At 60.5% G+C, this 23,036-nt stretch carries 10 protein-coding genes and 2 CRISPR repeat arrays; of the genes, 4 read left to right on the top strand and 6 right to left on the bottom strand.

Annotated elements, in window-relative coordinates:
• Nucleotides 1-63 precede the first annotated feature (63 nt).
• The 6 genes from M1P90_RS19780 to M1P90_RS19755 all read right to left on the bottom strand — a co-directional run bounded on the left by M1P90_RS19780 (nt 64) and on the right by M1P90_RS19755 (nt 6,837).
• A complete protein-coding gene (locus tag M1P90_RS19780; RefSeq protein ID WP_483697016.1) occupies nt 64-1,437 on the bottom strand; it encodes a sugar ABC transporter substrate-binding protein in 1,374 nt (457 codons plus the stop codon).
• 177 nt (nt 1,438-1,614) lie between these two features.
• Nucleotides 1,615-2,802: an ROK family protein gene (locus M1P90_RS19775; protein WP_483697015.1), complete on the bottom strand. Its 1,188-nt coding sequence runs from the start codon at nt 2,800-2,802 to the stop codon at nt 1,615-1,617.
• Nucleotides 2,803-2,922: 120 nt separating this feature from the next.
• Nucleotides 2,923-3,300: a response regulator gene (locus M1P90_RS19770; RefSeq protein ID WP_483697014.1), complete on the bottom strand. Its 378-nt coding sequence runs from the start codon at nt 3,298-3,300 to the stop codon at nt 2,923-2,925.
• Between the two features lie 426 nt (nt 3,301-3,726).
• A complete protein-coding gene (locus tag M1P90_RS19765; RefSeq protein ID WP_483697013.1) occupies nt 3,727-4,392 on the bottom strand; it encodes a response regulator in 666 nt (221 codons plus the stop codon).
• A complete protein-coding gene (locus M1P90_RS19760) occupies nt 4,389-5,564 on the bottom strand; it encodes a GAF domain-containing sensor histidine kinase (RefSeq protein WP_483697012.1) in 1,176 nt (391 codons plus the stop codon). Before M1P90_RS19760 ends, M1P90_RS19765 begins: the two co-directional genes overlap by 4 nt.
• Before the next feature lie 241 nt (nt 5,565-5,805).
• Complete coding sequence (locus M1P90_RS19755) at nt 5,806-6,837, bottom strand: LacI family DNA-binding transcriptional regulator (RefSeq protein ID WP_483697011.1); 1,032 nt, start codon at nt 6,835-6,837, stop codon at nt 5,806-5,808.
• A gap of 386 nt (nt 6,838-7,223) precedes the next feature.
• Between M1P90_RS19755 and M1P90_RS19750 the strand changes: the two genes are divergently transcribed.
• The 4 genes from M1P90_RS19750 (at nt 7,224) to M1P90_RS19735 (ending at nt 22,418) form a co-directional block, all read left to right on the top strand.
• A complete protein-coding gene (locus tag M1P90_RS19750; RefSeq protein ID WP_483697010.1) occupies nt 7,224-8,105 on the top strand; it encodes a hypothetical protein in 882 nt (293 codons plus the stop codon).
• Nucleotides 8,106-8,500: 395 nt separating this feature from the next.
• Nucleotides 8,501-14,155: direct repeats of the CRISPR family, unit length 37 nt; unit sequence GTTTCAAACCCCTTCATAGCGGGGCAGGGTTCCTCAG.
• 226 nt (nt 14,156-14,381) lie between these two features.
• Nucleotides 14,382-15,893 carry a hypothetical protein gene (locus M1P90_RS19745; RefSeq protein WP_483697009.1) on the top strand — a complete coding sequence of 504 codons (1,512 nt, stop codon included), beginning with the start codon at nt 14,382-14,384 and terminating at the stop codon, nt 15,891-15,893.
• A gap of 391 nt (nt 15,894-16,284) precedes the next feature.
• A CRISPR array of direct repeats spans nt 16,285-20,679; the repeat unit is 37 nt; unit sequence GTTTCAAACCCCTTCATAGCGGGGCAGGGTTCCTCAG.
• A 226-nt stretch (nt 20,680-20,905) separates the two neighbouring features.
• The gene (locus M1P90_RS19740; RefSeq protein ID WP_483697008.1) at nt 20,906-21,778 is read left to right on the top strand and encodes a hypothetical protein; all 873 of its coding nucleotides are present in this window, start codon (nt 20,906-20,908) and stop codon (nt 21,776-21,778) included.
• Nucleotides 21,741-22,418, top strand: a complete 678-nt coding sequence (locus M1P90_RS19735) for a hypothetical protein (protein ID WP_483697007.1) — start codon at nt 21,741-21,743, stop codon at nt 22,416-22,418. Before M1P90_RS19740 ends, M1P90_RS19735 begins: the two co-directional genes overlap by 38 nt.
• Nucleotides 22,419-23,036: the final 618 nt, after the last annotated feature.

The raw sequence follows: 23,036 nt of genomic DNA, 5'->3' as shown, positions 1-23,036 counted from the left end.
CTCCCTCTTATGGCGCGGGCGCGGCGCATGCGCCACACCCGCGCTCATACGTCACGAACCGGCCTACTTGGTTTGCGCGATTGCCGTCTTGATCTGCTCCACCGAGTTGTCGAGCAGGCCCTTGATCTGATCATCGGGCGCGTTCGTCGGGATGATCGAGTCCATTGCGTCGCCCCACGGCTTCCAGACATTGCTCATCGCGGGGATGTTTGGCATTGGCACGCCATCGGCGGCCTGCGCGTTCCAGGTTGCAATGTTCGGGTTGGATTTTACGTCGGCGTTTTCTACCACGCTGGTGCGGGCCGGCGCGCGCAGGTTGAACTTGTACAGGCTGACCGCGCTGGAGGTGCAGGTCATGAAGCTGACCAGGTCGAGCGCAGCTTCTTTGTTTTTGCTAAAGGCATTAGCGCCAAACACCTGCACGCCAAGGAAGGGGCGCATGGGCTGGCCGTTCGGCAGTGTCGGCAGCTTGGCAACGCCATAGTCGATGCCGGCCTTCTTCAGCGGCGACTCGCGCCACGGCCCGTTGATCGTCATGGCCAGCTTGCCGGCTTCCATCATGCCTTCCTGCACGCCGTGCATGTTCGCGCGGTCGATCGCTGCATCGGGCATGGGCGGCTGCTTTTTCTGGTACATGTCGCGCAGGAACTCGGCGGCCTGGATGCTGGCGTCGTTGTTCAGGCCGATGTCGTCGGTGTTGAACTTGCCGGCGTCGTACTTGAAAACATAGCCGCCAAAGCCCATGAAGAACGCGCCTTCGTGGTACTGCTCGAGCAGCGGGAAGCCAAAGCCATACACGTCGTCCTTGGTCAGGTCGGTGGCGACTTTGACCAGCTCGTCCCAGGTTTTGGGCGGGGTCGGCACCATTTTCTTGTTGTAGAGCAGCGCAACCGACTCGACGAAAAGCGGCAGGCCATACAGCTTGCCGTCGATGGTCGCGGCGTCGAGCGTGGTGGGCAGGAAGTCGCTCTTTTCCTTGATTGCGCTGTCGGGGATTTCCAGCGCGATCTTCTGGATGGCGAACTCGCCAAGCCAGTCGTGGGCGATCGGGCCGTAGACGTCGGGGCCTTCGCCTGCTGGCGAGGAGATCGACATCTTGGATTTGAAGTCGGCGTCGGGCACAGTGACAAGCTCGACTGGCGTGCCAGCAGCCGCAGTGTAGGCATCGGTCACCGATTTGAGCAGGGCGAATTCCGAGTTGGGATCATCTGCCTGCTCGGCCGCGCGCGTCCAGAGCGTCAGCTTGTCGACTTTGGGGCCGTTGGTTGCGCAGTTCGCGACGCTGCTGGTTGTGCCGCCGCCGGCCGCGGGCGCGGCAGTTGCTTCGCCAGCCGCTGCTGGCGCGGCGGTGGGGGTTGCTGCCGTGCCGCCGCCACAGGCTGCCAGCAGCAAGGCCAGCAGGCTCAGCAGGCTAAAAGTTTTGAGCATTCGTTGCATACCTGTGCGCTCCTTTGCTTCCAGATCCGATATCAAAGCGGGCGTTCATCGGTGTGTCCCGGCGCAGGCCAGTTGTTCGGCAATGCGCCACCGTTTGTTCATCCCCCTTTCTTGTGCATCGAGTGCCGCGCTACGCAGCCTGGCCGGGGAACGGCTGCTTGTGGTGCCGCCCGGCCGTCAGATAACCATGCTTGGCAGCATTGCCGCCGGCATGTCGAACGTTTGCTGAACCAGCGCCGCGCCGCCAAGCGCAACCACATCCCCGCCAAGATCGCCCGGCACAATCGGCACGCGCGCGCTTGCAGGCGTGGAACATTGCCGCGCCAGCGCCCCGCGCACCGCGTGCAGCAGGGTGTCGCCAGCCGCCGCAAGCCCCCCGCCGATCACCACGATCCCGGGGTTGACGATCGCGAGCAGGCTGGCCAGAACGCCGCCGAGGTGTGCGCCGGCCTGCTCCACCAGCGCAATCGCGCAGGCGTTGCCGTGCTGCGCCAGCTGCACAAGCTCGTCAATTCCGGCGCAGGCCAGGCCATGCTCGCGGGCGCGGGCCAGCAGCGCAGCGGTGCCAATCGCCGATTGCACGCTGCCGGGCGAAGCTGCGAGATCGCCAGCACCCGGCTCGTGCGCAGGCAGCCCGCCAATGTCGCCGGCCGCGCCGATGTCGCCGCGATACAGCCGCCCATCGAGGATCAGCCCGCAGCCAGGGCCCAGGCCGCCCAGAAAAAGGTAGACGACATTGCTCCAGCCACGCGCCGCGCCCCAGCGGTGCTCGGCCAGCGCGCCAAGGTTGGCATCGTTCTCGGCAAGCACGGGCAGCTCCAGCGAAGCTTCCAGCATGGCGCGCAGCGGGGCATCGTGCCAGCCGGGCGGCAGCGCGGGCGCGGCCAGGCGGCCACCCGCGACGGCAGCCGGCACGCCCACGCCCGCGCCCAGCAGCTGCCCGCGCGCGATCCCGGTTTCGCTCAGCATCTGGCCGAGCAAGGCCGCCACCTGCGCGACGCATGCGTGCGGGCCGCTGGCAATCGGGAAGGATCGCTGCCTGCGCAGCAGCACGGTAGCGACCAGATCGGCAAGCAGCACCGTCAGCGCGCCGCTGCCGATCTCCACGCCCGCGGCATAGCGTGGCTGCTCATTCAGCTCGATCATGATTGGCCGCCGCCCGCCGCGTGAATCGCCGCTGCCGGTTTCGCGCACCAGCTTGGCTGCAAGCAGCCCCGCAACAATGCTCGAAACAGTTGAGCGGCTCAGGCTGCTGCGCCGCGCCAGCTCAGCGCGCGAGATCGTGCCTTCCTGGCGCAGCAGGCTCAGCACAATTCGCTCGTTCAGCTCGCGCATCAGGCCATTGTTGGCTTTTGATGTATGCATCGGCGCATCGTCCAGGCGGCGGTTCGGCGGTTGGGCGGCATATGTGAACGACGGTATTGGCGCGGGCGCAAGCGCCCAGCGATGTTCTGGCAGCGGAGCGAATGGCGACCCCGGCATGGCCTATGGCTCAACGCCATTCAGCACCCCGATCGCGCTCAGCAGCCGTTCGGGCGAGGTGCCTTTGATCACAAAGGCATCGGCCCCGGCTGCAAGCGCCGCGCTCTGCTCGGCTGCATAGACCGTCAGCACCACGACCAGGATTTCCGGCCAGCGCTGCTTGATGCATTGCGCCACCTGAAAGCCATCGAGCAGCGGCATGTGCAGATCGAGCAGCACCACATCGGGGCGCAAGAGCGCGACGAGGCGCAATGCTTCCTGCCCATCCGGGGCTTCGCCAACGACGGTTACCTGCGGGCATGTAGCGAAAAGCACGCGCAGGCCGTCGCGAGTTCGCGCGCTATCGTCGGCAACCAAGACACGAATGGGCTGCACCATCATCGTTCCTCGCACTCGTGTCAGCTATTGTGCAAGCTATTGATGCCCTCAGTATGCCAGCGGAAACCGCCTGTGTCATTGATAAAAACGAGAATTTAACCATACCCAAAAATGCGTATGGCCACTACCACAAAATGCGTAGTGCTTTATGCTGGGAGGGGAAATGGGGTGAGGAATCTTTCTGTGCCGCAGGCAAAATGCACAGCGTTGGTGCGCAAAATGCGCAACTGGGTATGCCCGAAGTAGTGTGCGGAAAGTCTGTCAGAACCGGGAAGGGGTTTAGAATCTATCCAGTTGGCAGTCAGCGGGAGGCAGGGACCTTCAAACGTTCAAACCTGCAACTCTCCGTGCCTCTGTGTCTCTGTGGTGAACGGTTCTATCGTCCTGATTTGAAGCGTCTTGGGGTTAGGGGGACGCCGGGCGGCGCAGCTACGCCCCCTGCTCGCGCTCCCTGAGGCTCGCAAGCCCTTCGCTCAGGGCATACAGCGCCGCCTGGGTGCGGCTGGCCAGGTGCAGCTTGTCGAGAATATGGCTGACGTGCTTGCTCACCGTGGCGATGCTGATCTGAAGCGCCGCAGCGATTTCCTGGTTGCTTTCGCCGCGCGCAATCAGGCGCAGCACGGCCAGCTCGCGCTCGCTCAGGGGCTCGGATGCCTGGCGCTGCGCGGGGTGCGCCAGCTCGTGCAGCACCTTGCGCGCAATCGCCGGGTGCAGCGACGACTCGCCGCGGAAAACGCGCTGAATTGCGCGCACCAGCTCGTCGGGCCCAAAATCCTTGAGCGTATAGCCCAGCGCGCCCGCGCGAATAGCGGGAAAAACCTTGTCGTCGGCCTCGAAGGTGGTGAGCACCAGAATGCGCGCCGACGGCTGGTGGGCGCGGATGCGCTCGATCGCCGCGATGCCATCGACATGCGGCATCATCAAATCCATCAGAATAACGTCGGGCTGGAGCCGCTGCGCCTCGGCAATGGCTTCCAGGCCATCGCGCGCTTCGCCAACCACGTCGATATCGGGCTCGGCCGCCAGCAGGGTGCGAATGCCCAGGCGCACCACCAGATGGTCATCGGCTACCAACACACGAATCGGGCACGTCATAGTGGCACCTCCACATGCAGGTATGTTCCAGAACCCACCGCGCTCAGCAGGGTGAAGGTTCCCGCCAGCTGCGCCACCCGCTCGGCAATGCCGCGCAGCCCAACCCCGCCACTGGTATCCATGCGCGATGGTTCAAAGCCAATGCCGTCGTCCTTGATCTCAAGCAGCACCGCGCTTTCAGCGCACTCCAGCCGCACCGTAACATGCTGGGCCTGCGCGTGCTTCAGCACATTATTCAGCGCTTCCTGCGCGATGCGATATAAGGCCTGTTCGACCGCCTCGGGCAGCTTGGTAACGCGGTCGGCCAGCAGGCGGGTGTGCAGGCTGGCGCGGCCTTCCACCGAGTTCAGCCGCGCCTGGAGTGCCGCCACCAGCCCAACCTGCTCGAGAATCGGCGGGCGCAGCTCGAAAATCAGCAGCCGCATCTCGTCCAGCGCCTCTTGCGCGGTTTCCTGCAGCCCGCGCAGCGCGTCGGCGGCCTGGGGCAGATTGCCGGAAACCAGCAGGCCGCGCGCACCCTGGGCGTGCAGAGTCACGCTGTACAGCGCCTGGATCACCGAGTCGTGCAGATCGCGCGCCAGGCGCTGGCGTTCTTCCAGCACGGCCTGCTCTTGCGCGGCCGAAACCAGCAACTCTTCGATTGCGCGCGTGCGCTCGCCAACGCGCCGCTCGATGGTTTGGGCAAGCTGGGCGCGCTCAATGGCGAACGTGATGGTGGTTACGAGCATGCCAAGAAAAACGATCTCTTCTTCGCCAAACTGTCGGCTCGCAGTGGCATCCACCGCCAGGCAGCCAAAGGCATTTGGGTGGCCAGGGATGGCAAGTGCGGCGCTGCTGATCACGCCTTTGCCGCGCAGGGCAGGTATTTGCTCGAAGCGCGTTTCATGCGCCCAATCTGCGATGATCAGCGGCGCGGCAGCTCGCGCAGCGCTTGCCAGGTGCGATGGCCGGCTTGCTGCAAGCGTTGGCGGTTCTGCCAGCTCGCCCGGCCAGCCAGCCGCCGCGCGCAGCACCAGCCGCCCATCGGGCCGAAGCTCCCAGATCGCGCTGTATGCCACGCCAAGCGTCGCTGCAGCCAGGCGCACTGCCAGGCTCAGCAGCGCGGGCAGGTCGGTGCCTGCGCGGGTGGCTTCGGCCAGCTCTGCCAGCGCGGCCTGATGCCGAGCGTCCATCTCAGTGCCTTCCTGCCGCGTAGCCCGGGCGGCATGGGGTATGTGCCAGGCGGCATTGCGGGGCGGCTGGGCATATGTAAGAAAAACTCATAGACGGCAGGGAAAGCGGATCGAGATGTCGTTTAGTAATTCGAATTAGTAATCTGTGACGCTGCGGCATATGCTTCATAAATTGCTCAATACGTATTAGTAGTAATATTAATTCGAATTATCTGCTGAGAACATTGGTCAAACCCGCCGTTTATGCCGATTTGCGTTCGATCAGGCGGCAGGGAATTGTTTGCTGCACGGGCGCAAGCTCGCCATCCTGGGCATGGTCAAGCAGATACTGCACGGCCCACTGGCCCATTGCATAGTGCGGCAGCTCCATGGTCGTAAGGGCTGGGCGCAGCTGTGTGGCAATCACCTCAAGGTTGTCGAAGCCAACCACCGCCACATCATTGGGGATTGCCAGCCCAAGCTGGCGAATGGCATCATACGCGCCCATTGCCACCGAGTCGTTGTAGCAGAACAGCGCGGTCGGCCGGTCGGGCTGGGTGAGCAGCTCAAGCGCGCAGCGGTAGCCCTCGGTCGCGGTGACTGTGCCGGTGCGAACCAGCCCGGCATCAAACGGCATGCGATGCGCTGCCAGGGCCTGCTGGTAGCCTTCAAGCCGGCCAAACATTGCGGGAAGTGGCCCAACCTCGTTGATAAAGCCAATCCGGCGGTGCCCTTTTTGCAGCAGCAGCTCGGTTGCCGTTCGCGCGCCCTGCACCTCATCTGGCACCACCGACGGCAGCGAGCGATCGGCAACAAAGCAATCGAGCAGCACAATATGTACCTGCGCCAGATCACTCGCGGGCGCGACGGTGCGATGGTACATGGTGGCGTAGATCAGGCCCTCGACGCGGCGCTCGGCCATCATCTGTATCGCAGCGCGCTCGATCTCGGGCTTGCCGTCGGTGTTGATCACCAGCAGCATAGTATTGCCGGCCCAGGCGGCATCCTGCGCGCCCTGAATGATCTTGCCCGCGTGCGACGATGTTGCAATCTCGTCGGAGATCAGGCCAATGGTGTGCGAGCGGGCCGAGCGCAGGCCGCGCGCGATGGCGTTGGGCTGCCAGCCCAGCTCTTTCACCGCCGCCCAGACACGCGCGCGCGTTTCGGGCAGAATGTTGGTGTTGGGCACGTCGTTGACCACAAACGACACGGTTGTTTGCGATACGCCAGCCACGCGCGCGACGTCGTACATCGAAGGGGTGCTGCGCTTGGTAGATTTGCGTTGTGGCGCCATGAGCGCGGCCTTCCTTGGATCACACAAACTTGCGGCAGCGGGAGAAATCGCACCATTCGCTTCGTTCACTAATTCGAATTAATAATAACAATGGAGCGGTATTTTGTCAAGCATGAATTATGCAGTGCCACCCCGCTGAATCACCAATGCGGCACCGCGCATGTGTGCGCGATGCCGCATTGTGCTGCTGGTGCCGGAGGCGGGACTCGAACCCGCACGGACTTGCGTCCAAGGGTTTTTAAGTTCTTTATTCCCGATTTTCACAGCCTGCCACACACCGCCCCAAGCGCGTCAGAATGCCAAAAACCATTTGCAACTGTGTCGCACAGTAGCACAGAATATCTATCGATTCCATCCCAAATTACATCCTGCGGTGAGGTGTAATAATGACGCACCTCGCCGTTTCACATCCGAAGACGCCGGTTGCGCACGAGGCAGAACGCTACGCCTCGGCCGCGCTCCACCTCCAGCGTGCCGGCTACACAATTGCGCCAGTATCTGAAACTAACCAGCTCTATGACAAGAATCGCAAGCCGACCGAGCGTTGGACACCGGACGAACTATGCCGCGCCTATCGTTGGAAGGCTTCAAAAGGTATGCGACCGGCTCGCCCATTCAACGAGAGCGACCCGTCCTACTTCTTTCCGCTGATGCAGCAGGTCGAGCGCCGCCTCGGTCGCAAGCCGCGCTTTGGTGCCTGGGATTGTGCCTTCGACGCGCACTACGTCTACGACTACTTTCACCAGGCTGGCGGCTTTGCGGCGGTGCCGTTCAACCCCGGCAAGAAAGGCGGCAAGCGCCTGTTCGACGCCGACGGTCGGCCGTTGTGCGCGGCTGGGCTGCCCATGCCGCAGCTGTTTACCTATCTCGACCGTACGAGCGGCCTGATTCCACACCGGCGTGAGAAGTGCGGCTGCGCGCTGCTGACACCACAGCCGAACGGCCAGCCCTGCCCGATTGATGACGCGCATTTCGCGAAGGGCGGCTGCACGACGACGCTGGCAGCCGATGCCGGCTCACGCCTGCGCCACACGCTCGACCGCGAGAGTGAGGGGTACAAGCAACTCTACGCCAAACGCACGATGGTCGAGCGGGTCAATTCGCAAGCAGAGGCGCTGGGCATGCTGCAGCCGAAGCTGCGGCGTGGTCGGGCGATTGCGAACCAGAACAGCGTGACCTATGTGCTGATCAATCTGCGTGCCGTGCAGCGCATCCGAGCCGCACAGGAGGCGCGGCCGAGCGCGAGCAGGACGGCCCTGGCGACATAGCTCAAGAGGCGGCCTGCACAGTACACGAAGGTGGGTAGGCTGATAGCAGCAGGTCGCCGAGACAGACGGCACAGCCAGGGACGACAACCCAGACAGCTCGAGCACCTGCTCGCACAGTTGCGAGAGCGGGTCGAGAGCGCCTGCGCGCGAAACGGCCAGGCTGCGCTGTGCTGCGCCAGAAACGGGCATCTGCCGGTGCGTGTGTCGCCAGGCGCGGGCGGAAAGCGGCGCTGGGGCTGCCGTCAGCCGGCAAATACACGCACCACGACTGTGCGCACTTTCTTATGTTCAGCGCGCCAAGAAATCCACCTCCTTATGTTTCGCGCACCCCTCCTTCATAGCGGGGCATTGCTGCGTAGGTTTATGGTGCCGCTCCCCATTATTTGGGCGATGATGTTTCAAACCCCTTCATAGCGGGGCATTGCTGCGTAGTTAACGGCCCCAAATCAGGCACCGGCACTTCCTGATGTTTCAAACCCCTTCATAGCGGGGCAGTGTTCCTCAGTATGACGCTGTTCGGTGCCCACGACGCGGGTTTCTTGTTTCAAACCCCTTCATAGCGGGGCAGGGTTCCTCAGAAGAAGGCAACATGATCCAGATGAAGGACGTGATGTTGTTTCAAACCCCTTCATAGCGGGGCAGGGTTCCTCAGCAGAGACAGAATATCTGGCTCCCTGTCGTGTCCTTGAGGTTTCAAACCCCTTCATAGCGGGGCAGGGTTCCTCAGTGGAGTTCTATGCTCCGGTGTACATAGACAGTCTCAGGTTTCAAACCCCTTCATAGCGGGGCAGGGTTCCTCAGGGCCCGAAGTAACTATTATCGGCGAGGATCGATTTGTTTCAAACCCCTTCATAGCGGGGCAGGGTTCCTCAGTCGTCGGCGACCTGATCATGGGCGTTGTGATGGGCAACGTTTCAAACCCCTTCATAGCGGGGCAGGGTTCCTCAGTTGGCGCAGCCCCTGGCAGCGTCAAGCACTCGGTTGTTTCAAACCCCTTCATAGCGGGGCAGGGTTCCTCAGTGAGCTGCGATCCTGCCAAGGCGTTGCAGACCGTGGTTTCAAACCCCTTCATAGCGGGGCAGGGTTCCTCAGGTGCGACGATAAGGAGCCTACACCTGTGGGCCCAGGTGTTTCAAACCCCTTCATAGCGGGGCAGGGTTCCTCAGGTGCCGACCACCGGACCGACCGAGACGCCAGACACTGGTTTCAAACCCCTTCATAGCGGGGCAGGGTTCCTCAGGAAGCTTCGGCCACGGCCACGGCAACCAACACCGCAAGTTTCAAACCCCTTCATAGCGGGGCAGGGTTCCTCAGAAGAAATTGCGGACATGGCGCTACAATACCCTTGACTTGTTTCAAACCCCTTCATAGCGGGGCAGGGTTCCTCAGCGCAGGGGCTCGTGCCGGATCGATATGCGTTTACGTTTCAAACCCCTTCATAGCGGGGCAGGGTTCCTCAGTGTTCCAGGCCTCGCAGGGTGTTCCCGCGGGCGTTCGTTTCAAACCCCTTCATAGCGGGGCAGGGTTCCTCAGGATCAATATATCGGTAGCTGGCCGGAGACGGTAATTGTTTCAAACCCCTTCATAGCGGGGCAGGGTTCCTCAGCTCAGGCTCATCGCCCGGATGAGGAACACCTTCCACACGTTTCAAACCCCTTCATAGCGGGGCAGGGTTCCTCAGCGCTGGCGCACCACCTCGATTGCGACTCCGGCGGCGTGTTTCAAACCCCTTCATAGCGGGGCAGGGTTCCTCAGAAAAAGCCCGCCGCACTCTCTCGTGCGGGCAACGTGCTGGTTTCAAACCCCTTCATAGCGGGGCAGGGTTCCTCAGTCATGAGGGCGAACGAGTTCATCTCAATGTCGACCTAGTTTCAAACCCCTTCATAGCGGGGCAGGGTTCCTCAGAACGCAGACCAAAACGCGTTTTGGGTGAAGGCGGGTGTTTCAAACCCCTTCATAGCGGGGCAGGATTCCTCAGCTCCTGATCTGGGCGGTGCGCGCTCTCCTGTCCCGGAGTTTCAAACCCCTTCATAGCGGGGCAGGATTCCTCAGAACCACCTGAAGGCGACGTGCGTCCATCTGGTGGTGTTTCAAACCCCTTCATAGCGGGGCAGGGTTCCTCAGTTTTTGCCGCACTACTGTTCAACGCATGGCGGTTCATGTTTCAAACCCCTTCATAGCGGGGCAGGGTTCCTCAGTGTTCGCCAAAACGAACGCAGTTACGTACGTAGGCGTGTTTCAAACCCCTTCATAGCGGGGCAGGGTTCCTCAGGCCTTCCCTTTTTGATCAGACGAAAGTCAGATCCAAGTTTCAAACCCCTTCATAGCGGGGCAGGGTTCCTCAGGAGTCTATACCGGAAGCTACGAGGTTGTACGCCAGCAGGTTTCAAACCCCTTCATAGCGGGGCAGGGTTCCTCAGACCGACCCAGCCAGCAATCCAGCCAGCGGCACCTGGTGTTTCAAACCCCTTCATAGCGGGGCAGGGTTCCTCAGCACTGTCGACTCGTTAGTCAACTGGTTCTCGCCTTCGTTTCAAACCCCTTCATAGCGGGGCAGGGTTCCTCAGGCGGTGTCAACGGCACGCAGACATTGGTGCCGGCCAGTTTCAAACCCCTTCATAGCGGGGCAGGGTTCCTCAGAGAGCCCACCGCCGAGCCCACCGTCAACCCCGCCCAGGTTTCAAACCCCTTCATAGCGGGGCAGGGTTCCTCAGCTGCTTCCACGACGCGTGTCGTGGAATGAAGATATTTGTTTCAAACCCCTTCATAGCGGGGCAGGGTTCCTCAGCAGCGAAGACGGCCAGACTTTCGGGTTCACCGTGTATCGTTTCAAACCCCTTCATAGCGGGGCAGGGTTCCTCAGCGTAGTCTTTAAGAGACAGCCGACCAAAAGAGAGAGGTTTCAAACCCCTTCATAGCGGGGCAGGGTTCCTCAGGCCCTTGGCACGGAACAGTCAGGTGACTGTTCCAGAGGTTTCAAACCCCTTCATAGCGGGGCAGGGTTCCTCAGGTGAACACAGCACCCCGGCAGATCGGCATCGTTTTCGTTTCAAACCCCTTCATAGCGGGGCAGGGTTCCTCAGACGAGCGCACGATGGTCGATGACCCCGACGACTACTTGTTTCAAACCCCTTCATAGCGGGGCAGGGTTCCTCAGGCGGCGACACCGACGTTCGCCGATAATTTTCCGGGGAGTTTCAAACCCCTTCATAGCGGGGCAGGGTTCCTCAGTTGGGTATTCCGTTCATTGGTGAGTCGTTCGTGTCGGGTTTCAAACCCCTTCATAGCGGGGCAGGGTTCCTCAGGGCACCATAATCACGCCGACCGGCACGCTGACGCAAGTTTCAAACCCCTTCATAGCGGGGCAGGGTTCCTCAGGAAGGTCTGGAGCGGCTGGCGGCATCTGAACGAGTCGCGTTTCAAACCCCTTCATAGCGGGGCAGGGTTCCTCAGCGGCCCCCGCGGATATGCCAAAACGGGGACTGTCGATGTTTCAAACCCCTTCATAGCGGGGCAGGGTTCCTCAGGTAATGACCTGATCGATGAGACTGATCCGGACGCTGTGTTTCAAACCCCTTCATAGCGGGGCAGGGTTCCTCAGGGCTGGGCCAGACACGCCGAACCCGGTGACCGAGACGTTTCAAACCCCTTCATAGCGGGGCAGGGTTCCTCAGACAACCGCGCCATGACGGCTCTCATGGTTCTGATCGTTTCAAACCCCTTCATAGCGGGGCAGGGTTCCTCAGTTGGGCGATCACAACGCTAACGGAGGTATTACAATCTTGTTTCAAACCCCTTCATAGCGGGGCAGGGTTCCTCAGGCCTGTTCATTATCGATGTTAACGCTATGGCGCTGACGTTTCAAACCCCTTCATAGCGGGGCAGGGTTCCTCAGTTGTGGTGACCCACAAAGCCAGCATCCAAGAATAGACGTTTCAAACCCCTTCATAGCGGGGCAGGGTTCCTCAGTATTCCGTTAGGCTTGGTGGCGCCAGTGATTATTATGTTTCAAACCCCTTCATAGCGGGGCAGGGTTCCTCAGATGGTCGAGTCGAGATCCTCAACACTGTTGACGGGCGGTTTCAAACCCCTTCATAGCGGGGCAGGGTTCCTCAGTCGTGTTAAAAGCAATCTTTGCCCGCGTTGCCCCGTGTTTCAAACCCCTTCATAGCGGGGCAGGGTTCCTCAGTCGTTGCCCTGGTGGTGATTGCGGGTGTTGCCTCGACGTTTCAAACCCCTTCATAGCGGGGCAGGGTTCCTCAGATCTTTTAGACTGCCCCCGCCAGAACTAGCGGGGAGTTTCAAACCCCTTCATAGCGGGGCAGGGTTCCTCAGTATCTTCAAGGCTGTGCAGGTTGGCGTGTATGACCTGGTTTCAAACCCCTTCATAGCGGGGCAGGGTTCCTCAGTCTCGGCTCGATTCAACCCGGCCGTGATCATCGTCGTGTTTCAAACCCCTTCATAGCGGGGCAGGGTTCCTCAGTTTCTGTCGCGCTGTACGCCAACAAGACGACCAATCTGTTTCAAACCCCTTCATAGCGGGGCAGGGTTCCTCAGCGCCGGACAGACAACGGCGGTCATCAAGGCGACCCAAGTTTCAAACCCCTTCATAGCGGGGCAGGGTTCCTCAGATGAAGATGGTGCTCTACACCGTGGCCGGCTATTGTTTCAAACCCCTTCATAGCGGGGCAGGGTTCCTCAGTCACGGGAAGCGTCCGAATAGGGGGTACTAGGTTGTGGTTTCAAACCCCTTCATAGCGGGGCAGGGTTCCTCAGGAGATCACCGACGCGGCCACCAAACGGCTGGCGGACGTTTCAAACCCCTTCATAGCGGGGCAGGGTTCCTCAGGCAGGGTGAAGTTCCTGTGGTGGTCATGCGTGGCTGCTCGTTTCAAACCCCTTCATAGCGGGGCAGGGTTCCTCAGATCCAAAAAGTCAAGAGTTCTCTGTCGAATGACAACTTCGTTTCAAACCCCTTCATAGCGGGGCAGGGTTCCTCAGGTTCACGTTTGTGCCAACCGCAAAAGCAGACAACTAAGTTTCAAACCCCTTCATAGCGGGGCAGGGTTCCTCAGGGGACGGCGATGTAAACGAAGTTGACGGGCTCATTTTTGTTTCAAACCCCTTCATAGCGGGGCAGGGTTCCTCAGGTGCAAAGTGGGAACGGTAGTGTAACTACTACCGCCAAGTTTCAAACCCCTTCATAGCGGGGCAGGGTTCCTCAGCCAAACCCGCGGCCGCCACCGCCGTTGCCGCTGCGGGTGCGGCGGTGGCGTTTCAAACCCCTTCATAGCGGGGCAGGGTTCCTCAGGCAGCGACACATTTCGTCGAAAATCCATCGGTCATGTTTCAAACCCCTTCATAGCGGGGCAGGGTTCCTCAGATTGGTGGCATCGTTCTACTATTGCTAGGCATTGGAGTTTCAAACCCCTTCATAGCGGGGCAGGGTTCCTCAGGGCTACCTCGGCCCCGGCGGCAACACAAGTTGTGTTTCAAACCCCTTCATAGCGGGGCAGGGTTCCTCAGATCATCGCCGCAGTCGTGATCATTCTGCTACTCCGCTCGTGTTTCAAACCCCTTCATAGCGGGGCAGGGTTCCTCAGACGCGCATGCCCGACCTCGATTCCGATGAGCGTGCCGCGTTTCAAACCCCTTCATAGCGGGGCAGGGTTCCTCAGGTTGACCTGATTAAAAAGAAACGCCGGCTGTACGTTGAGTTTCAAACCCCTTCATAGCGGGGCAGGGTTCCTCAGTTGCGGAACTCATAACCGAACAACAGCGACACGAAGATGGTTTCAAACCCCTTCATAGCGGGGCAGGGTTCCTCAGGACCTCATGATGACTTCGTATGTATCCCCTGAGCAAGGTTTCAAACCCCTTCATAGCGGGGCAGGGTTCCTCAGCCCTGCCGACGAATACGCCGACAACCCTGCCGACCAGTTTCAAACCCCTTCATAGCGGGGCAGGGTTCCTCAGTGCCCACAAGCATGCCAACCGCCACTGCAACCGCAGTGTTTCAAACCCCTTCATAGCGGGGCAGGGTTCCTCAGTTGAGTACGCCCCGTATCTGGTGCTGGGAGACGTCAAGTTTCAAACCCCTTCATGAGGGGTGCGCTAAACATAAGATCGGCGTCACTCGCCGACGCCAGTTCCCCATTCGGCGTCGCGCTCGTGTCTCCTAGCGACGCCGGATCTTCATCCGGCGTCGCCGTGCCGCCACACCAGTGGTAGCATGGAAGCGCTAACAACCCACCCACCACTTGTGGAGACACTGCCATGCTACTCGATTTGTCAACCTCGTTCAAGCGCCTCGTCGCCGCCTTCCGGCCCCAGCCGCTCTGCTCGCCTCCAGCCCCTGAGCCTGTCTGCCCGCTCAATCACCCCGACCTGCCCTTGCCCGCCTGGGTCGCAAACGACCCGATCGTCGCCAAGTATCGTGCACTCATCGGCGACCTACCCTGGGCTGACTTCCCCGAGCGATCCACCGACCGCCCCTGGCCTGGCCCTCAGCCTGACCCGCGCGCTCCCTTCGTCGCCGCCTATCTCGTCAAACTTCACGAAGGTAAGCGTTTCATGTCCGAACTGCGCGAGTACCTGCTCGAGCATCCTGCCCTGCTCTGCTGGCTTGGCTTCCAGTGTGTGCCGGATGCCTCCTCTCCTTATGGCTTTGCTGTTGCCCAAACCGTCCCCGACCGTCGTCAACTCAGTCGGGTCTTGCGCACCTTGCCCAATGACTCGCTCCAATGGCTGCTGTCCGCCTCACTCGACTTGCTCCAAGCCACGCTTCCGCCCGAGCAGCAAGCTCTGTTTGGCGACACCATCGCTGGCGACACCCAGGCGCTGCTGGCTTGGGTCAGAGAGAACAATCCCAAGCAGTATATAAAGGAAGGTCGCCTCGACAAGGACTGCCAACCTATCGCAGACCCGGACTGCAAGCTCGGCGTCAAGAAAGCCCGCAACTCTGCCCCTGCCGACGCCGATGGTGCTGCCGACCCTCCGGCTCCCGCCACTCACGCCAAACCGGCTCGCGACCTCCAGCTTGGCGTGGACATCTTCTGGGGCTACGCTTCTGGCATCATGGTCAGCAGAATACCCGACGGCACCGAGGTCGTGCTTGCCGAGCGCACCCGACCGTTCAACCAAAGTGATGCTTCCTACTTCTTCCCGCTGATGGATGCCGTCGAGCAGCGTCTCGGTCGCAAACCGCGCTTCGGCACCTGGGATTGCGCCTACGACGCGCACTACGTCTACGAGTATTTCCACCAAGCCGGCGGCTTTGCAGCTGTGCCATTCAACCCCGGACGCAAAGGCGGCAAACGCCAATTTGACCCCGACGGTCGTCCGCTGTGTGCAGCTGGCTTGCCAATGCCACAGCTGCTGCGCTATCTCGACCGCACCAGTGGTCTGATTCCACACACGCGTGAGAAGTGTGGCTGCCCACTGCTGCACCCAGCACCGACAGGTACGAGTTGCCCAATCGCCGATCCGCATTTTGAGAAGGGTGGCTGCACCACGACCTTGGCGGCTGATGTCGGCGCGCGTATTCGGCACACGCTTGACCGTGAGAGTGCAGCGTACAAGCAACTGTATGCCCAGCGCACGATGGTCGAGCGGATCAATTCGCAGGCCGAAGCGCTAGGTATGCTCCATCCCAAACTGCGGCGTGGTCGAGCGATTGCGAACCAGAACAGCTTAACCTACGTGCTGATCAATCTGCGTGCCCTGCAGCGTATTCGTGCCGCGCAGGAGCAGCGGCCGAGCACGAGAACGACGACCCTGGCGGCATAGCTCAAGCGGACGGCCTGTGATACTCGAGGGTGGGTGGGAGTGGCAAACGGGCCGCCGAGAGAGACACCAGAACCAGGGACGATAAGCCAAACCGCACACACCTGTTCGCGAGGACGCAAGGACGGGTCGTGAGCTCGTGCGCTCGAAACGGCAAACCAGCGCTGTGATGCGGCAAAACGTGCCGAAAAGGACGAGCGCGCCCTCAAGCAGCCCCGGCACAGGCGTGCAGCACCAGCGTTGAGCGCCTGACGACATCTACCAAGAGGGCTTGCGCTTGCTTATGTTCAGCGCACCACCAAATCGCTTCCCTTATGTTTAGCGCACCCCTCCTTCATAGCGGGGCAGGGTTCCTCAGAAGCTCGGTGCGAACGTTGACCTGTTCACTTCGCCCGTTTCAAACCCCTTCATAGCGGGGCAGGGTTCCTCAGCACCAACCGGCACGGTCGTGACCACCAACTACTTCGAGTTTCAAACCCCTTCATAGCGGGGCAGGGTTCCTCAGGAGCTCCGGCCATCAGTCGGGGTTTTCGCATCCGCTGGTTTCAAACCCCTTCATAGCGGGGCAGGGTTCCTCAGACCCAGCCGTATCCCGGCCGCATGCCGATACCGCCTTGTTTCAAACCCCTTCATAGCGGGGCAGGGTTCCTCAGCGCTCTGCACCGCGACCCCCGAGGATGACACCGCTAGTTTCAAACCCCTTCATAGCGGGGCAGGGTTCCTCAGAGGCCAGCTCCTGGCCACAGCGCCGACCATATCGGTTGTTTCAAACCCCTTCATAGCGGGGCAGGGTTCCTCAGTTATGGCAACTTCTGGCGAGTTGTAATGCTGCTTACGTTTCAAACCCCTTCATAGCGGGGCAGGGTTCCTCAGTTGAGGCGCACAACGATCATTACGATCTTACCATCTCGTTTCAAACCCCTTCATAGCGGGGCAGGGTTCCTCAGTCTTTCTGATCCTTGTCGTACTGGTAATCCTGTTCAAGTTTCAAACCCCTTCATAGCGGGGCAGGGTTCCTCAGAGGAACAATCCTTGGACTGAGTACTGGTGTGTTTGTTGTTTCAAACCCCTTCATAGCGGGGCAGGGTTCCTCAGCTTGAATGTTGGACAAGGCGAAAAGCCTGGCTCTCGTGTTTCAAACCCCTTCATAGCGGGGCAGGGTTCCTCAGCGTACGGTTCACGAACTACGGGCCGGGTAGCATCCTGGTTTCAAACCCCTTCATAGCGGGGCAGGGTTCCTCAGCGCAGCAGGCTTGCTAGGCCCTAATGCATACTATTGTTTCAAACCCCTTCATAGCGGGGCAGGGTTCCTCAGGGCTCCCCGCTAGCCGATGTCGCTGAAAATTACGGCTAGTTTCAAACCCCTTCATAGCGGGGCAGGGTTCCTCAGGCCCGAGTGGTTGCCGTTTACCCGGCAGGCGCGTGAAGTTTCAAACCCCTTCATAGCGGGGCAGGGTTCCTCAGATCGGCGCCCTGCTTGGCTACATGACCCGCTACTTGTTTCAAACCCCTTCATAGCGGGGCAGGGTTCCTCAGTGCGCATCATCGTGCAGGCGACGACCAAGACCAACTAGTTTCAAACCCCTTCATAGCGGGGCAGGGTTCCTCAGCGGCGTACGCCAATCACAACAACAAACAAAGGAGAAAGTTTCAAACCCCTTCATAGCGGGGCAGGGTTCCTCAGTCGGAGTCGTTATCGACTACACCTCGAAACCAACGCTGTTTCAAACCCCTTCATAGCGGGGCAGGGTTCCTCAGAACACCCGTTCCCAGCTCGACCGCAACAGCGAGCTCTGTTTCAAACCCCTTCATAGCGGGGCAGGGTTCCTCAGTATTTTTTCAGTCGAAGCGGTTCGGCAGCAATTGGATGTTTCAAACCCCTTCATAGCGGGGCAGGGTTCCTCAGCACCACGATAGACACAGCAACGCCGGGGACACCAGAGGTTTCAAACCCCTTCATAGCGGGGCAGGGTTCCTCAGCTGGTGTCGAAACATTTGGCCGAAGCCCGATATTTCTTGTTTCAAACCCCTTCATAGCGGGGCAGGGTTCCTCAGAAAAGAGCGACTTGCTCAACCTACCCTTGGCACTTTTGTTTCAAACCCCTTCATAGCGGGGCAGGGTTCCTCAGTTCCTAAGGATTACGACGGTAACGTCGGCGTGCGATGTTTCAAACCCCTTCATAGCGGGGCAGGGTTCCTCAGTGCTATACTATAAGACATAATAATAACAGGCTTATATGTTTCAAACCCCTTCATAGCGGGGCAGGGTTCCTCAGAAGCCGTGGGCAGAAAAGGGCGCACCGTTGCCCACATGTTTCAAACCCCTTCATAGCGGGGCAGGGTTCCTCAGCATCTGTCCTCGAGACAGCGAGCGATTCCTACTTGAAGTTTCAAACCCCTTCATAGCGGGGCAGGGTTCCTCAGGGAATTCGCAAACGCTGATACAACTTGGCCTGGCCAAGTTTCAAACCCCTTCATAGCGGGGCAGGGTTCCTCAGGGATTGTGTCAGCGGCCGGAGCCGGATGTGGAGCGGAGTTTCAAACCCCTTCATAGCGGGGCAGGGTTCCTCAGCGCCGGCCCCGCTACGCGCGGTAAATGCGTTAACATGTTTCAAACCCCTTCATAGCGGGGCAGGGTTCCTCAGTCATTCTCTTGCTGGCGGTTCGCCGCCGGCCCCGCTACGTTTCAAACCCCTTCATAGCGGGGCAGGGTTCCTCAGGCATGGCCAACGGCGGTATCGGATATGCTGCGACGACTTGTTTCAAACCCCTTCATAGCGGGGCAGGGTTCCTCAGGATATGAATATAGATAAAGGGAGATAAAACAATGAAGTTTCAAACCCCTTCATAGCGGGGCAGGGTTCCTCAGGGGCTACGACGCGAAGCTATACTTCGCAGGCGTCGTGTTTCAAACCCCTTCATAGCGGGGCAGGGTTCCTCAGTTTCTCGGAATGTTCACTCATTATGACGACGTTAGTGTTTCAAACCCCTTCATAGCGGGGCAGGGTTCCTCAGGTGTCAGCGGCCGGAGCCGGATGTGGACAACTAGCTTGTTTCAAACCCCTTCATAGCGGGGCAGGGTTCCTCAGGGGTCGGGTTTGCCGCGTGGCACGGCCCGGCCGTTCACGTGTTTCAAACCCCTTCATAGCGGGGCAGGGTTCCTCAGTCCGGTCGCTCTGCCCCGGCACTATCCGGCTAATCTTGTTTCAAACCCCTTCATAGCGGGGCAGGGTTCCTCAGATCGAAGGCGAATCGTTTGCCTGACCACCCTGTTCGTGTTTCAAACCCCTTCATAGCGGGGCAGGGTTCCTCAGATCTGTGGACAAACAAGGACGGCAGAGGTGATGTGGACGTTTCAAACCCCTTCATAGCGGGGCAGGGTTCCTCAGGCGGACACCCTGCCCACCACTGCGCCGGCTACGGCTGGTTTCAAACCCCTTCATAGCGGGGCAGGGTTCCTCAGTGCTGACGATTACGTGGGTATGCACTGGTAACGGCGTGTTTCAAACCCCTTCATAGCGGGGCAGGGTTCCTCAGCGTTGGCGAGTATCCTCGATTTGGATGACGCCGATCCGTTTCAAACCCCTTCATAGCGGGGCAGGGTTCCTCAGGGGCAACGCCCAGCTGGGCGACCCGAGCACGATTCAGGGTTTCAAACCCCTTCATAGCGGGGCAGGGTTCCTCAGGGGGATTTACCTTGCGATCGGCTGGCTGGGGGTGGAGGTTTCAAACCCCTTCATAGCGGGGCAGGGTTCCTCAGCAACCAGCGCCTCGACGACCTGGGCGACAAGATCAGTGTTTCAAACCCCTTCATAGCGGGGCAGGGTTCCTCAGGCCGGCCGTATCGGAAGCGATTGACGTGCTTCCCGATGTTTCAAACCCCTTCATAGCGGGGCAGGGTTCCTCAGTCTTTTCGCCTAGCGCTGGCTGCGCTAGTGGTACTCGTTTCAAACCCCTTCATAGCGGGGCAGGGTTCCTCAGCACAGCAGCCGAGGATGTTGTCAAGGTGATCGCGGCGTTTCAAACCCCTTCATAGCGGGGCAGGGTTCCTCAGGGATTCGGCCTACGCGACGTATTGTCGCAATTAGGAGTTTCAAACCCCTTCATAGCGGGGCAGGGTTCCTCAGCGAGTGATACCTTCAACGGGTCGCTCAAGTGCGGTGAGTTTCAAACCCCTTCATAGCGGGGCAGGGTTCCTCAGTCGTATTCCCCACCGACATGGTTTGCCACAGTTCCCTGTTTCAAACCCCTTCATAGCGGGGCAGGGTTCCTCAGGGCAGGCAAGTCGGGTAAGTCCGGCACATGCTCGAGGTTTCAAACCCCTTCATAGCGGGGCAGGGTTCCTCAGTCTTTGCACCCTCGGCTCCCGATCCCGGATATCCCGGTTTCAAACCCCTTCATAGCGGGGCAGGGTTCCTCAGTACAGCGCGCTCGGCAGGCAAGTCGGGTAAGTCCGGCGTTTCAAACCCCTTCATAGCGGGGCAGGGTTCCTCAGTCCAAAGGGGGTACTACGAATTGAACAGAACCTTAACGTTTCAAACCCCTTCATAGCGGGGCAGGGTTCCTCAGCGGTAGTACCACTCCTTCCGTCACGCACGCGCCACGTTTCAAACCCCTTCATAGCGGGGCAGGGTTCCTCAGCCGCGCTTGACGAGGTGGCCGACCACCTCCAGATCATGTTTCAAACCCCTTCATAGCGGGGCAGGGTTCCTCAGCCTGCGCCTTCGACGCCGGCAGCGCCCGCTGCGCCAGGTTTCAAACCCCTTCATAGCGGGGCAGGGTTCCTCAGGCGCTACCTGCGCCTTCGACGCCGGCAGCGCCCGCTGGTTTCAAACCCCTTCATGAGGGGTGCGCTAAACATAAGATCGGCGTCACTCGCCGACGCCAGTTCCCCATTCGGCGTCGCGCTCGTGTCTCCTAGCGACGCCGGATCTTCATCCGGCGTCGCCGTGCCGCCACACCAGTGGTAGCATGGAAGCGCTAACAACCCACCCACCACTTGTGGAGACACTGCCATGCTACTCGATTTGTCAACCTCGTTCAAGCGCCTCGTCGCCGCCTTCCGGCCCCAGCCGCTCTGCTCGCCTCCAGCCCCTGAGCCTGTCTGCCCGCTCAATCACCCCGACCTGCCCCTGCCCGCCTGGGTCGCAAACGACCCGATCGTCGCCAAGTATCGTGCACTCATCGGCGACCTACCCTGGGCTGACTTCCCCGAGCGATCCACCGACCGCCCCTGGCCTGGCCCTCAGCCTGACCCGCGCGCTCCCTTCGTCGCCGCCTATCTCGTCAAACTTCACGAAGGTAAGCGTTTCATGTCCGAACTGCGCGAGTACCTGCTCGAGCATCCTGCCCTGCTCTGCTGGCTTGGCTTCCAGTGTGTGCCGGATGCCTCCTCTCCTTATGGCTTTGCTGTTGCCCAAACCGTCCCCGACCGTCGTCAACTCAGTCGGGTCTTGCGCACCTTGCCCAATGACTCGCTCCAATGGCTGCTGTCCGCCTCACTCGACTTGCTCCAAGCCACGCTTCCGCCCGAGCAGCAAGCTCTGTTTGGCGACACCATCGCTGGCGACACCCAGGCGCTGCTGGCTTGGGTCAGAGAGAACAATCCCAAGCAGTATATAAAGGAAGGTCGCCTCGACAAGGACTGCCAACCTATCGCAGACCCGGACTGCAAGCTCGGCGTCAAGAAAGCCCGCAACTCTGCCCCTGCCGACGCCGATGGTGCTGCCGACCCTCCGGCTCCCGCCACTCACGCCAAACCGGCTCGCGACCTCCAGCTTGGCGTGGACATCTTCTGGGGCTACGCTTCTGGCATCAGTGGTCAGCAGAATACCCGACGGCACCGAGGTCGTGCTTGCCGAGCGCACCCGACCGTTCAACCAAAGTGATGCTTCCTACTTCTTCCCGCTGATGGATGCCGTCGAGCAGCGTCTCGGTCGCAAACCGCGCTTCGGCACCTGGGATTGCGCCTACGACGCGCACTACGTCTACGAGTATTTCCACCAAGCCGGCGGCTTTGCAGCTGTGCCATTCAACCCCGGACGCAAAGGCGGCAAACGCCAATTTGACCCCGACGGTCGTCCGCTGTGTGCAGCTGGCTTGCCAATGCCACAGCTGCTGCGCTATCTCGACCGCACCAGTGGTCTGATTCCACACACGCGTGAGAAGTGTGGCTGCCCACTGCTGCACCCAGCACCGACAGGTACGAGTTGCCCAATCGCCGATCCGCATTTTGAGAAGGGTGGCTGCACCACGACCTTGGCGGCTGATGTCGGCGCGCGTATTCGGCACACGCTTGACCGTGAGAGTGCAGCGTACAAGCAACTGTATGCCCAGCGCACGATGGTCGAGCGGATCAATTCGCAGGCCGAAGCGCTAGGTATGCTCCATCCCAAACTGCGGCGTGGTCGAGCGATTGCGAACCAGAACAGCTTAACCTACGTGCTGATCAATCTGCGTGCCCTGCAGCGTATTCGTGCCGCGCAGGAGCAGCGGCCGAGCACGAGAACGACGACCCTGGCGGCATAGCTCAAGCGGACGGCCTGTGATACTCGAGGGTGGGTGGGAGTGGCAAACGGGCCGCCGAGAGAGACACCAGAACCAGGGACGATAAGCCAAACCGCACACACCTGTTCGCGAGGACGCAAGGACGGGTCGTGAGCTCGTGCGCTCGAAACGGCAAACCAGCGCTGTGATGCGGCAAAACGTGCCGAAAAGGACGAGCGCGCCCTCAAGCAGCCCCGGCACAGGCGTGCAGCACCAGCGTTGAGCGCCTGACGACATCTACCAAGAGGGCTTGCGCTTGCTTATGTTCAGCGCACCACCAAATCGCTTCCCTTATGTTTAGCGCACCCCTCCTTCATAGCGGGGCAGGGTTCCTCAGGGGGGGGTGCACGGCCGAGATGCCGTGCGTCTCCCTGTTTCAAACCCCTTCATAGCGGGGCAGGGTTCCTCAGCCAAGGCCGGCACGGCGCAGAGCGCCGAGGTCGAGAGTTTCAAACCCCTTCATAGCGGGGCAGGGTTCCTCAGTGTCGCAGACGTTGCGGACACCAGGCATGATTATTGCGTTTCAAACCCCTTCATAGCGGGGCAGGGTTCCTCAGTCCGTCGTGCCAGTGGCCGCTGCGCCTGCGCCGCTGCTGGCAG

The sequence above is a fragment of the Kouleothrix sp. 19917 genome (assembly GCF_057073505.1).
Note: the sequence above shows the minus strand (reverse complement) of the source record. Positions and strands in the feature narration are given on the sequence as shown.